This is a genomic window from Candidatus Pelagibacter sp. HIMB1521 (genome assembly GCF_052047875.1).
Lineage (GTDB): Bacteria > Pseudomonadota > Alphaproteobacteria > Pelagibacterales > Pelagibacteraceae > Pelagibacter.
This window is the reverse complement of the sequence record NZ_JBNAIZ010000005.1, coordinates 46,599-58,818: the sequence shown is the minus strand read 5'-3', so window position 1 is coordinate 58,818 and position 12,220 is coordinate 46,599. Positions and strand designations below refer to the sequence as shown.

Annotated in this window: 12 protein-coding genes; 6 read left to right on the top strand and 6 right to left on the bottom strand. The window is 31.1% G+C overall.

The genetic code is table 11. The features are described 5' to 3' along the window. Positions 1-17: 17 nt before the first annotated feature. The 4 genes from ACTTA5_RS02780 to ACTTA5_RS02765 are packed head-to-tail and all read right to left on the bottom strand — an operon-like array spanning position 18 to position 3,777. Entirely contained in the window at positions 18-938 is a 921-nt protein-coding gene (locus ACTTA5_RS02780; RefSeq protein ID WP_440618618.1) for a DMT family transporter, read from the bottom strand. Between the two features lie 10 nt (positions 939-948). Continuing rightward, positions 949-1,932 carry a phytanoyl-CoA dioxygenase family protein gene (locus ACTTA5_RS02775; protein ID WP_440647733.1) on the bottom strand — a complete coding sequence of 328 codons (984 nt, stop codon included), beginning with the start codon at positions 1,930-1,932 and terminating at the stop codon, positions 949-951. Positions 1,933-1,963: 31 nt separating this feature from the next. Beyond that, the gene (locus ACTTA5_RS02770; RefSeq protein ID WP_440647731.1) at positions 1,964-2,833 is read right to left on the bottom strand and encodes a 2OG-Fe(II) oxygenase; all 870 of its coding nucleotides are present in this window, start codon (positions 2,831-2,833) and stop codon (positions 1,964-1,966) included. Beyond that, positions 2,833-3,777 (bottom strand): ketopantoate reductase family protein, encoded by a 945-nt coding sequence (locus tag ACTTA5_RS02765; RefSeq protein ID WP_440647729.1) that lies wholly within the window; start codon positions 3,775-3,777, stop codon positions 2,833-2,835. Before ACTTA5_RS02765 ends, ACTTA5_RS02770 begins: the two co-directional genes overlap by 1 nt. Before the next feature lie 87 nt (positions 3,778-3,864). On the opposite strand from ACTTA5_RS02765, the gene ACTTA5_RS02760 reads away from it, so the two are divergent. The 3 genes from ACTTA5_RS02760 to ACTTA5_RS02750 are packed head-to-tail and all read left to right on the top strand — an operon-like array spanning position 3,865 to position 6,099. Then, entirely contained in the window at positions 3,865-4,842 is a 978-nt protein-coding gene (locus ACTTA5_RS02760) for a DUF1907 domain-containing protein (RefSeq protein WP_262589475.1), read from the top strand. Positions 4,843-4,870: 28 nt separating this feature from the next. Then, positions 4,871-5,284 carry a MarR family transcriptional regulator gene (locus tag ACTTA5_RS02755; RefSeq protein ID WP_262589473.1) on the top strand — a complete coding sequence of 138 codons (414 nt, stop codon included), beginning with the start codon at positions 4,871-4,873 and terminating at the stop codon, positions 5,282-5,284. Continuing rightward, positions 5,284-6,099, top strand: coding sequence for a 3-methyl-2-oxobutanoate hydroxymethyltransferase (locus tag ACTTA5_RS02750; RefSeq protein ID WP_440647727.1), 816 nt, complete (start codon positions 5,284-5,286; stop codon positions 6,097-6,099). Before ACTTA5_RS02755 ends, ACTTA5_RS02750 begins: the two co-directional genes overlap by 1 nt. Here ACTTA5_RS02750 and ACTTA5_RS02745 read toward each other — a convergent pair. Next, entirely contained in the window at positions 6,096-6,890 is a 795-nt protein-coding gene (locus tag ACTTA5_RS02745; protein ID WP_440647725.1) for an HpcH/HpaI aldolase family protein, read from the bottom strand. The two genes, ACTTA5_RS02750 and ACTTA5_RS02745, sit on opposite strands and share 4 nt — an antisense overlap. A gap of 2 nt (positions 6,891-6,892) precedes the next feature. Next, on the bottom strand, positions 6,893-8,335 hold the full coding sequence (locus ACTTA5_RS02740) for an NAD-dependent succinate-semialdehyde dehydrogenase (RefSeq protein WP_440647723.1): 1,443 nt from the start codon (positions 8,333-8,335) through the stop codon (positions 6,893-6,895). Between the two features lie 95 nt (positions 8,336-8,430). On the opposite strand from ACTTA5_RS02740, the gene iolD reads away from it, so the two are divergent. Genes iolD through ACTTA5_RS02725 form a run of 3 tightly spaced genes read left to right on the top strand, consistent with a single transcriptional unit; the run spans position 8,431 to position 12,219 of the window. Further along, complete coding sequence (gene iolD, locus ACTTA5_RS02735; protein ID WP_440614575.1) at positions 8,431-10,275, top strand: 3D-(3,5/4)-trihydroxycyclohexane-1,2-dione acylhydrolase (decyclizing); 1,845 nt, start codon at positions 8,431-8,433, stop codon at positions 10,273-10,275. 6 nt (positions 10,276-10,281) lie between these two features. Next, complete coding sequence (locus ACTTA5_RS02730; protein ID WP_440647721.1) at positions 10,282-11,439, top strand: Gfo/Idh/MocA family protein; 1,158 nt, start codon at positions 10,282-10,284, stop codon at positions 11,437-11,439. Between the two features lie 18 nt (positions 11,440-11,457). Beyond that, the gene (locus ACTTA5_RS02725) at positions 11,458-12,219 is read left to right on the top strand and encodes an SDR family NAD(P)-dependent oxidoreductase (RefSeq protein ID WP_440647719.1); all 762 of its coding nucleotides are present in this window, start codon (positions 11,458-11,460) and stop codon (positions 12,217-12,219) included. The last annotated feature ends 1 nt before the right edge of the window (position 12,220 follow it).

Genomic DNA, 12,220 nt, shown 5'->3' with positions numbered 1-12,220 from the left:
AACTTAAATTGAATAACTTACTTTTTAATTGAAATAGTTGTTGGCCTTATTGAATTTGAAACAATATTTCTAGAAAGTTTTATCTCTCTTAAAACGATATAAATTCCAGCACCAATTATAAAAACATTTCCTAAATAAATATTCCAAGTAGGGATTTCATTAAAAATATAAAAACCGATCAATGCACCAATTAATAATTGAACATATTGTGTGTTCGCAAATATTGAAGCAGGAAGATGTCGAGCAGAATTTATAATAAAAATCATTCCCATTCCTCTTAATAAACCTGCGTTAAAATTTAAGAAAAAATCTGTTTTAGTCATTGGTATATAAAGCTCAAATGTAATCACACCTGAAATAACAATTAAGATTAACTTTCCAATTATTAAAAATGAATACACACTCTCTGATTGACCATATTTTTTAACCAACAAATGACCCACAGACCCAAAAATTGGTATTAATAATGCCAATAATACATAGTTATTAATTTCTTTTCCAAAAGGATCGATTGCAATTATTGTTCCAATAAAACCTACTAATATTGCCGTATATCTTCTCCAACTTACTTTTTCTTTTAGAAAAATTACAGAACCAATTGTTAATACAAAGGGTGTAAAGAAGATTATGCTATACATGGTTGTCAGTGGAAGTTTATTTATACAAAGAAAAAATAATCCCATTGAAATTATTAAAGTTATTGCTCTAACCAAATGTACAAAAAAGTTTTTAGTCTTAATTTTTTTCCAAGAATTTCTAACTTGCGTGTAAAGTAAAATTGGCAGTAATGCCGATAAAGAATTAATAAATATTATTTGTGTTACATGATAATAATTTGTCAATTCTTTTGCTATAGAGTCCATGATAACAAATAAGGAATAACCAAGAATTGCTAAAAAAAAGTCTACCGAGTAGACACGGGTAGTTACTGAATTCATTTGTTAATTTTTATAATAATTTTGAAAGATCTTTTTTACTATTCTTAAACGTCGGCAAAGGATATTTAAAGGCATATTTGCGTGGAATACATTTTTCTTTTGCTTTTTCCCAAAGAGCTAACCATTGTTTAAAATTCTGAATTTTAAGATTTTTTTTATTTTTGCTTCTTACATAGAAATTTGGAAGTGGATCTCTCCCAGAAGGTTGACCAGCTACATTGTATCTAAGGTCTGCACTTATTCTAAAATCATTTGATCTATTAGGTAAGGAGCAGTGAATTGAATGTTTATGCAAAAGAATTACATCTCCAACGTCTGCCTCTAAGTGAATATGCTGCATTTTATCCAGTAATTTACTATCTTTAATTTCTACTTGGCCTCTATAACCAGCAATATGATTTAATAATCCCATTTTATTAATTTTCTTAACAGTAATCATGCACCCATTTTTTTTTGTAGTTTTTGTAAAAGGTATCCATACAGTAACCATGTCAGTCAATTTTTGCCCTTTAGGACTGAGAACTGCAGCATCCTGATGCCAAGGTGTTCTTCCACTTAAACCGTCTAAAATTGAACCTTTTGGTAATTTTTTTTCAGGTTGTTTAATTCTAGTATTTTGTACTGGATTAGACATGATTTCTTTTCCCAAAATTTTTTCAACAACATCTAAAATATTTTTATTAGTAATTAAATTCCATAAAGATTGAGTAGCAAAGTAATCACTATCTTTCTTAACGTGATCTCTTGGCAATCTAGTATTAAAATATTGATCTAAATCATCAATTTTTAATTTTGATATATAAGAATATTTTTTTTTAAAATCTAAATTAAGAACTTTTTTTACATCCTTTTTTTTTGCAAGTTTTTGGATCAAACAATCCATTACAAATTCCATGTCATTTAGGATTGGCTTTAAATCTCTTTGATAGTTAAGAACATTTTTTACTTTTAAATATCCTTGTTCAAATAATTTCTTTTGTAGATTATTTGGCATTAATAGAACCTAGTAGAAATTTTTAACAATATCAATTCTTAGGATCAGTTGTTAAATAATTTGCATCATGAAAAGAAGTTAACATTTTTTTCTTCGTACTGATGATGTGTGGATAGTAAGCTGTTCCTTTATAATTCCAAATAACTGGCTTATTGAGTGCGTAACTTCCATAAATAAAAAATCTTTTTGGACAGTTTTTTTCTATAAAACGTTTAACTCCATGATAAGAATTTGGTGTAGATTGAAAAAATACCACAGTTCCTTTCTTTGGAGTAAATGCTTTTACTATTTCTAATTCACTCATTTTTGGAAATCGCCTGAAACTTTTTCTTAAATTTTTCTTTGATTTTTTTCTATAAATTGTAAGTGATCCTCCATTTTTCTTTGGAATATCTGTTAGATAAATTAAGAAATTATACAATCTCGTAATATCATCTCTATGAGGACGCAGTCTGTATCCTCCTTTAGAAACCGAAAAATCAATATCTAAATTAACTTTTGGGTTAGTGTAATTGTTTCCTAATAATTTTTTTAATTCACTTGAATTTAATTTCTTTTTAATAGTAAATTTTTTTTGATTAAATATTTTTGGTTTGTGAGTGTTTGTCCAAGATTCATCTTTAAAATTTTTAGAAAAAAGAGTTTCAATTTTTTTATAAAATGCATTGCTATTAAAAAGTTTGAAGAGTTTTGCAGAATTATTTGAAGATTTAATATAGTTATTAAAATTTTTTGAGCCTTTATTAATTCTGCTTCGACCACCCATTATCATGTCATCAAAAGCTTTAGATTTACTAATTTCATCAATTAATAAATTGCAAGTATTTTTCTCAACGACTTTATCTCCAACTAGTACAGGAAAGTTACTTTTAATTTTTTTTAATCGATTAATTTTAAGCATTAACTATACATACCTTCTTTAACCTTGATCATTTTATACATCAGGTCATTTAAAGGTGTTTTTACTCCATGTTTTTTTCCAATTTTAGAAACAGCACCACTTATAAAATCAATTTCTGTTTTTCTTTTGTATTGAACATCAAAAGCCATTGAAGATTTGTTAGTTTGCATAGAATCTACAATTTTATTGAACATAAATAGACACTCATCTTCAGAAACATTAACTCCATCAGCAAGTGCTACTTCTCTTGTCTCTAAAATGATTTCTTTACCAAGCCCTCTTGAAACATCATTAGCCTTATTATTTAGGTAAAGATCGGTGTGATGTAGGTCAAATATAGCTGAAAGAGGACCAATCGCTGTTAGAGCAAAAAGCTTCATCCATTTTCTTTTTTTAACATCTTCAGCTGCAATCATTTCTAAATTATGTGCAGTAAAAGTATCAGCTATTTCTGTAATTCTTTCCGTTATTCCTCCTTCATATTCACCAATCCATGAAGGCAATGCGCCATGGTTCATTATATGACCTGGTCCTAAAATATTAGAAGCTTGTGTTGTTGTTCCACCGATTACTTTTTCATTTCCAACAATACTTTGAATTATTGCTTCATGACCAATTCCATTTTGAAAAGACATGAAAACTGTTTTTTCACCAATAATATTTTTAATGCTATTTAAAGCTGGTTCTAATGCAGTTGCTTTACACATAACAATCACTGCATCCATTTTATCTAACGATGATGGATCTGAAGTAGCATTAACTTTAATTATACGATCACCACCGTGACCATCCATTTTCAAACCATCTTTATTAATTGCATCGACATGTTCTTTCCAAACGTCAATTAAAGTTACATTTAAACCTTTTTCAGCTAGCAATCCTCCAAACAGGCAGCCCATAGCACCAGCACCTAGTACGGCTACTTTTAAATCTTTATTTATCATCGTTACCTTTTTAAAATTATTTATGTATAGAAATTATATATATTATCTATAGACAATATGCAAAATAAATTATAGCTTATTAACATCATGCAATTAAAAATAGAAAAAGGAACTTTCACAAATCATTCACTTGAAGATATAGCGAATGCATTAAAAAAAGGACTTTCGGAAAATTTTAAAAATGTTGAGGTAGAAGTTGTAGACTGTCCCAATCTTCGTGAATGGGATTGTCCATCTGAAGGGATAAGCGGCAATCAAAAAATCATTGATGTTGGTGGTGAGCCATACATGCATGATCCTAATTTTATCGGTGCTGAATTTGATTACCAAGAAATTTCTAAAATGATTGGATCAGAAAAATCTTATGCTTTAGGTGCAGGATCTGGTGCAATGTCGTGTTTAGATGGTCACTGCGGAGAATTAGTAATTAATGAAAATTTAATTACTGACGAGTCTAGATCTATAATTGCAAGAGTAAGTCCTGATAAAAAATGTATTGTTGAAAAATATAGCGCACGAAAACACGGTGGACTTGGAAATATTTATTATACAGATGGTAAACAAGGAAAAGTAATTAAAATAAAAATCAAAGGAAGATCAGGTAATCAAGGTTCACTTCCGCAAGCAATGAGGTCTTCATTATCAAATAATTTAAATCTTAAAGAAAATGAACATGTTGCTATCGCAGGTGTGTTTAGAATTTTAGAAGGAAAAGTAAGATCGCATGTTCAACCAGATTATAAAGATATTAAACATGAATACTATGATCCAAAACAAATGAAGTGTGTAAAAGATTTTCTTCAATTTTATGAACCTGTTGGTCCAAAATTGCAGTGTTATACAGTACTTTGGACTGGAGATCCTACAGGAGGAGAATTGAATTTAAGAGAGTCTGGTGAACATACACATTTTCATTCTTATGAACATGATAAAGATGCTGGTCATTATCATTTTGATGTAACACCAGATGAAATCGAATATGAGGGATATTTTAATACAGCTTCAGAAGTGCATAGAGTAAATAACATTTATAAAGAGCTACTAAGCAAAAATAGTATTGAATAGAAAACTTAATAAGTTTAAGTTTATTTAAATGAAAAGACAGTTTAAGTATCCAAAAAATTTTGAAGAACAGAAAAAAATTTCAAAATCAACTCAAAAAAGAATTACATTAGCTGAAATTTCACTTGGAGATTTTGAGGGAAGGTTAGCAAATGATTTATTAAATTGGTTTTCTCTGACACCTCAACATTGGATTATGCTTCACATGGTTATGCTTGCTTATTATAAAAATAAATCTATTACAAAAAATGAACTATTAAGAGTTATAGAGAAATCTTATTTAACTTCTAATGTTTATATCGATACAGCAATCAAGAAAGGTTATTTTAGAATTATTAGAAACGAAAAGGACAAAAGATCAATTTTTATTTTACCATCAGTTGTTACCATTAAGACTTTTGAGGAATTTATTGATCGAAGAGACGTTCTTTATAAAGGTATTTAATGAAGAATGTATATACATGGGCTGCAAAACCAGCCAAAAGATCAACTACAGTAGGTGATTTAAAAGCAGCCAAAGGTAAAAGAAAATTTACTCAAGTTACCGCAAATACTGTTGATGAAGCTTCAGCTTCTGAAAAAGCTGGCTTTGATATGATTATTGCTAACGCTAAAAATGTTATTCCAGTAAGGGAAGGGTCTAAAAATCTTTTTTTAACTGCAGCTTTAGTTTTGAACGAATTTGTTACAGCAGATGACATTATGCGTGGAGCTTTTAAAGCTTTAGAAAACGGCGCTGATGCAGTGATGACACCAAGAAGTATGGACATAGTAGAAATGCTAGCAAAGGAAGATGTGCCTGTTATGGGTCACTTAGGATTAGTTCCAAGAAAATCAACTTGGATAGGTGGACTTCGAGCAGTTGGCAAAACTGCAAATGAGGCTTATGAGTTATTCCAAAAATTTAAAAGATTAGAAGATGCAGGAGCTTTTTCTGCTGAGTGTGAAGTAATACCTGAAAATGTAATGGGAGAAATTTCTAAACGAACAGATATTGTAACTGTCTCTTTAGGATCTGGAAGAAATGCAGATGTGATGTATTTATTTATGGAAGATATTTGTGGTGATACTGAAAATCCTCCAAGACATTCTAAAGCTTATGGAAATTTATTAAAACTTAGAAATGAAATTAAGGTTGAAAGAGTTAAAGCTCTTAAAGCATTTAAAAAAGATTCTATGGCTGGAAAGTTTCCAAGCAAGAAACAATCCTCTAATTTAGATAAAAATCAGTTTGAAGAATTTTTAAATCAACTTGATTAATAAGTAGCGTCGTTGTCTTTTTTAGACAAAGAACCTTTCATCTTATCAACAGTTGCTTTAGCGCCAGCACTTAAAGCTCTTAAATCAGAAGCTATCGTTACAAAATCAAAACCTTTTTCAATCATCTTCGTTGCGTATTCTGTTGTACCATTGTGAATTCCTGCAAAAATATTATTTGTCTTTGCATGTTCTAGAATTCTCAAAATTTCTGAATAAGCCTTTGTTGTTTCAGCTCGATCAAATCCAGGTTTTTCACCGATTGCTAAACTTAAGTCTGCAGGCCCAATATAAATACCATCAACACCTGGTGTTGACATTATCTCATCTAAATTTTCTAAAGACTCTTTAGTTTCTATCATTGCTAATTTAAGAATTTCTTCATTAGCGTGATCTGCATAATCTGCACCACCATAAATTAATCCTCTAACAGGACCAAAGCTTCTGTAACCATCAGGTGGGTACATACATGCTTGAACAAAATTTTCAGCTTCTTTTCTATTACTGACCATTGGACAAACAATTCCATAACAACCAGCATCTAAAATTTTCATTATTTGTCCTGGCTCATTCCAATTAACTCTAGCAAGTGGAGTGACATCTGTTGTCGAAATTGTTTGAAGCATCGGAAGAGCATTACTGTAATCAACTAATCCATGCTGCATATCTATAGTTAATGAGTCCCAACCTTGATGTGCCATTGCTTCTGCAGATGCAGTACTTGGAATTGCGCACCAACCATTAATGACGGGTTTACCGTCTTTCATCATTTGTTTAATTTTATTTTTTCTCATAATTATACCTTTAATGCCATGTGAGTGTATTTAACGTTTAGATAGTCTTTGATCGCCATTGATCCACCTTCACGTCCATAACCAGTTTGTTTGATACCACCAAAAGGAGCTTCTGCTACAGCAACTGCACCAGTATTAACAGCGACACAACCAGATTCTAACATTTCAGAACCTCTGTTCGCTTGGTCCATGTTATTTGTATACAAATAACTACATAAACCAAGGTCGTTATTGTTTGCTCTTTCAATAACTTCATCAAATGTTTTAAACGTAAGAACGGGTACGAGAGGACCAAATGGCTCTTCTCTCATAATCGTAAAATCGTCTTTTACATTATCAAAAACAGTTGGCTCATAAAAATAACCTTTGTTAAAACCCGAAGGTCTTTTTCCTCCCATCAAAACATTGGCTCCTTCATTTTTTGTTGTCTCAACTAGTTTTTCAATTTCATCTAATCTTTTTGCAGTAGTTAAAGGACCTAAGATAGTTCCTTCATCCATACCATTTCCAATTTTTAATTTCTTTGCTCTATCCATAAAAGCTCCAAGAAATTCATCTTTTTTATTTTCTTGGATATAAAATCTATTTGGAGAGATACAAACTTGTCCATTGTTTCTGAATTTTGCAGTAATCGCAATATCTGCAACTTTATTCATATCAACATCATCACATACAATAAAAGGTGAATGACCACTAAGTTCCATTGTTACTCTTTGAACTTTATCTGCTGCTTTCTTTAATATTAATTTACCAACTCTTGTTGAACCAGTGATTGATACTTTTTTAATAATATCAGATTCTAATAATTCATTTGAAATTTCTGCAGGATCACCAGATAATAAATTAACCACACCATCAGGTACACCTGCTTCTTTACAAATATTAACTAATTCCATAACTGCACCAGGTGTAATTACATCAGGTTTACAAATTACAGAGCAACCTGCAGCTAGTGCTGTTGAAATTTTTCTAGCAGCTAAAATGATTGGAAAGTTCCATGGTATTAAAGCAGCCACAACTCCTACTGGCTGATAATAAACATGAACTCTTGTATCAGGAAATCTACTCTGAACTGTTTGACCGTAAATTCTTTTTGTTTCTTCAGCATTCCACTCAAATATATCAGCTCCTCCACCAACTTCTCCAACTCCTTCAGCAAGAGGTTTACCAACTTCAAGTGTTAACCATTTAGCAAGAACATCTTTTTTCTCTCTCATTAGATCTGCAATTTTTCTAATTACATATGATCTTTGCCATGGAGTAGTGTTACTCCAAACTTTAAGACCTTTCTCAGCTGACTTTAATGCTTTTTGTACATCTACTGAAGATGCTTTTGATGCTTTTCCAATCACTTCCTCAGTTGCAGGGTTGATTACATCATATGTCTCTTTTTTTTCTGCTTCTTGCCATTTTCCATCAATGAATTGTCCAAATTTGCTATACATAATATTTTATTTTTTTAAGGTTTACTAAGTTGGGTTTTTTAATTTATAAATATAAATATATATAAACATTATACATAAAAAAAATAAACCCAATTATGAAAAAAATCACTCTTACTTGTGCACATGCAATCGTTAAATATTTAATTGCTCAAAAAATATTAATTAATGGCAAAAAAGAACCACTCTTTCCTGGTGTCTTTGGAATTTTTGGACATGGAAACGTAGCGTGTTTAGGTCAGGCACTTGAAGAAAATCAAAAAGAATTACCAACTTATAGAGGCCATCATGAGCAGAATATGGCTTTAACTGGAATAGGTTATGCCAGAGCTAAGAGAAGACAACAAATTTTTGTTGCTACTTCATCTGTTGGCCCAGGAGCAACCAATATGGTTACTGCAGCAGCAGTAGCGATGAGTAACAGATTGCCAATTTTATTTTTACCAGGTGATACTTATGCAAATAGAATGCCAGATCCAGTATTGCAACAAGTTGAACATTTTAACAATCCAAGTGTAACTGCAAACGATGCTTTCAAACCAGTTACAAGATATTTTGATCGTATAACTAGACCTGAACAAATAATTCAATCATTTCCTATAGCAGTTCAAACAATGTTAGATCCTGCTGATTGTGGCCCTGCTTGTATTGCTTTAAGCCAAGATATCCAAGGCCAAACTTTTGATTATCCAGAAGAATTTTTTCAAGAGAAAGTTCATACAATTAGAAGACCAAGACCAGATGAATTTCAAATTAAAGAGGCAGCTGAAAAAATTAAATCTTCAAAAAATCCAATCATAATATCTGGAGGGGGAGTTTTTTATTCAGATGCAATGGAAGAGTTAAGTCAGTTTGCAATTAAACACAATATTCCAGTTACACAAACTGTAATGGGTTATTCAACAATGAAGAGAGATCATTCTCATTTTGCAGGTCAAATCGGAGGACTTGGTGGAAAAAATACAAACTCATTAGCAAAACAAACTGATCTTGCTATTGCAATAGGTACAAAGCTAGCTGATTTTACTACTGGATCATGGGCTAATTTTGAAAACGAAAATTTCAAATTAGTTTCAATCAATGTATCAAGATATGATGCTAACAAACATTTGGCTCAAGCTGTTGTTGGAGACGCAAAAGTTTCATTAACTGAACTTTCACAAGCTTTAGGTGATTGGAAAGCAGGAGAAGATTGGAATAAGAAATCTCAAACAGAACTTAAGTCATGGAATGAACATATAGATAAAGAGAGCGCTCCAACTAATCAGGAAGTTCCAAGTTATGTTCAGGTAATTGGTGCTATTTATAGAAATTCTGATCCAACTGATATTGCAGTTACAGCTGCAGGAGGTTTGGTAGGTGAAGTAATCCAAGTATGGAGACCAAGAGAGCTTAATACTCATGAAACAGAGTGGGGCTTTAGTTGTATGAGTTATGAAATATCTGGAGCATTAGGAATTAAGATGGCTAATCCAGATAAAGAAGTGATCTCATTTGTAGGTGATGGATCTTATCTATTAAATAATACTGATATTTATTCTTCAGTGATTACAAAAAATAAATTGATCATAGTTGTTTGTGATAACGGTGGCTTTGCAGTTATAAACCGACTTCAATTATTCAAAGGTGGAAAAGAGTACAATAACTTATTGAAGAGCTCAAACACACCTGGCTTAGTTGATGTAGATTTTGCAAAACATGCAGAAAGTATGGGTGCAAAATCAGAACACGTTACTTCAATTTCAGATCTTGAAGCTGCGTTTAAAAGAGCTAAAGCATCTGATGTAACTTATGTTATTTCAATTAAAACTCATGCTTATAAATGGGTAGAAGGATCATCTTTTTGGGATAGCCCAACTTTAGAAATTCCAACTACTAAAGAAAATGAAGAAGCTTTAAAACTTTATAAAGAAGGAAGAAGTAAACAAAGACAAGGTATTTAATCCTTTATGAATAAAGTATTTAAAGTAGGTCTTATAGGATGTGGTCATATTTCAGAAACTTATTTTAGAGCTCAAGAGTATTTCAACAATATCAGGATTGTTAAATGTGCTGATATCAATATGGAAACAGCAAAGAAGTGTGCAATCCATTATAATATTGAAGCAGTAACTGTTGAAGAACTTCTTAAAGATAAAGAGATTGAAATAATATTAAACCTTACAATTCCTGGTGCACATTTTGAAGTTTCAAAAATGGCTTTAGAAAATGGTAAGCATTCTTATGCTGAAAAACCTATGGCTGTTAACTTTGAACATGGAAAAAAATTAGTTGAACTTGCTAAAGAGAAAAATCTTTATATTGGAAATGCACCAGATACTTTTTTGGGTGGGGGCATTCAAAAAACTCGTGAACTCATTGATAACGGTGTAATTGGTGAAATTAAATTAGGTAATGCTATTTTTGCTTTCCCTGGAGTGCAATCTTATCATCCAAACCCAGAACCTTGGTTTGCTGAAAATGAAGGGGGTCCCGTAATAGATATGGGTCCATATTATCTTACGGCATTAGTAAATTTAATTGGTCCAGCAAAACAAGTACAAGGAAGATGTACAAAAGTTTTTGAAGAAAGAGAAATTGGGATAGGCCCAAAAAAAGGTCAAAAATTTAAAGTAGAAACTCCAACAACTTATCTTGCAACTATACAATTTGAAAATGATTGCATCATACAGATTACTTTATCTTTTGATGTGGTTGCTCATCAAAGAAACCACATAGAGCTATATGGTAACAAAGGATCAATTATTGTTCCTGATCCAAATATGTTTGGTGGATCTGCCTTTGTTTCAGTAACTGCTGGTGGTAATTGGGGTGAACATAAAACCGACATGATGCCTTTAGGAAAAATTAATATTAAAAGTCAAAGCTCAAGAGCAAATGAATCTCCAACAAATGCAAATTATAGAGGAGCTGGTCTATCAGAGATGGCTTATGCAATTGAAAACAATTTAGAACATAGATGTAATGGAGAGCTTTCTTTACATGTTTTAGATATAATAGATTCAACTATGAGAGCTTCTCAAACAGGTATACCACAAGAAATAAAGACAACTTGCAAGAAACCAAAACCTTTTACTTTAGAAGAAATAAAAAAAATATTAAACTAATCATAAATTTTTATTTTAATGAAAGTTCAATATTTTGATTTAAAGGATAAACGTGCTTTAGTTTCAGGTGGAGCATCTGGTATTGGTGCATCAATAGTTGAACATCTTTGTGAACAAGGTGTTGAGGTTTATTTTTTTGATATAGATAAAAAAGAAGCTCAAAAATTAATTTCTAAAATTAAAAAGAAAAAACAAAAAATACCTACTTTTCAATTTTGTAATATTAAAAATATAAAAAAATACAAAACTCTAATTCAAGGTATTATTAAAAAAAAAGGTCCAATTGATATTTTGGTAAATAATGCATCCAATGATCAAAGGCACACACTTGAAGAAGTTACCGAAAAATACTGGGATGACAGAATGGCAATAAATTTGAAACACTATTTGTTTGCTATTCAAGCAGTTAAAAAAAGTATGATTAAAAACAAAGGTGGATCAATAATAAATTTAGGTTCTGTTAGTTGGATTAGAGGAGCTGTGATGTTTCCAGCTTATAGTACAGCAAAAGCTGCAATTTTTGGTTTAACTAAATCTCTAGCTAGAGATTTAGGACAACACAATATTAGAATAAACTCAATTGCACCTGGTTCAGTTGCAACTAAAAGACAGTCAAAATTATGGTTAAATCCAAAATTTAAAAAAGAAATTCTGGATAAACAGTGTCTTAAAAAACAAGTATTACCTGAGGATGTCTCAAGAATGGTTTTATATTTGGCATCAGATGTTTCATCTGGATGCACTAAACAAAATTTTACGGTAGATGCTGGTTTAATATAAG

Excerpts from the sequence above, each read along its gene's own strand:
- ACTTA5_RS02755 (WP_262589473.1), top strand. The coding sequence starts at position 4,871 with ATGAAAAGACAGTTTAAGTATCCAAAAAATTTTGAAGAACAGAAAAAA.
- ACTTA5_RS02760 (WP_262589475.1), top strand. The coding sequence starts at position 3,865 with ATGCAATTAAAAATAGAAAAAGGAACTTTCACAAATCATTCACTTGAA.
- ACTTA5_RS02775 (WP_440647733.1), bottom strand. The coding sequence starts at position 1,932 with ATGCCAAATAATCTACAAAAGAAATTATTTGAACAAGGATATTTAAAA.
- ACTTA5_RS02740 (WP_440647723.1), bottom strand. The coding sequence starts at position 8,335 with ATGTATAGCAAATTTGGACAATTCATTGATGGAAAATGGCAAGAAGCA.
- ACTTA5_RS02745 (WP_440647725.1), bottom strand. The coding sequence starts at position 6,890 with ATGAGAAAAAATAAAATTAAACAAATGATGAAAGACGGTAAACCCGTC.
- ACTTA5_RS02750 (WP_440647727.1), top strand. The coding sequence starts at position 5,284 with ATGAAGAATGTATATACATGGGCTGCAAAACCAGCCAAAAGATCAACT.
- iolD (WP_440614575.1), top strand. The coding sequence starts at position 8,431 with ATGAAAAAAATCACTCTTACTTGTGCACATGCAATCGTTAAATATTTA.
- ACTTA5_RS02765 (WP_440647729.1), bottom strand. The coding sequence starts at position 3,777 with ATGATAAATAAAGATTTAAAAGTAGCCGTACTAGGTGCTGGTGCTATG.
- ACTTA5_RS02780 (WP_440618618.1), bottom strand. The coding sequence starts at position 938 with ATGAATTCAGTAACTACCCGTGTCTACTCGGTAGACTTTTTTTTAGCA.
- ACTTA5_RS02730 (WP_440647721.1), top strand. The coding sequence starts at position 10,282 with ATGAATAAAGTATTTAAAGTAGGTCTTATAGGATGTGGTCATATTTCA.
- ACTTA5_RS02770 (WP_440647731.1), bottom strand. The coding sequence starts at position 2,833 with ATGCTTAAAATTAATCGATTAAAAAAAATTAAAAGTAACTTTCCTGTA.
- ACTTA5_RS02725 (WP_440647719.1), top strand. The coding sequence starts at position 11,458 with ATGAAAGTTCAATATTTTGATTTAAAGGATAAACGTGCTTTAGTTTCA.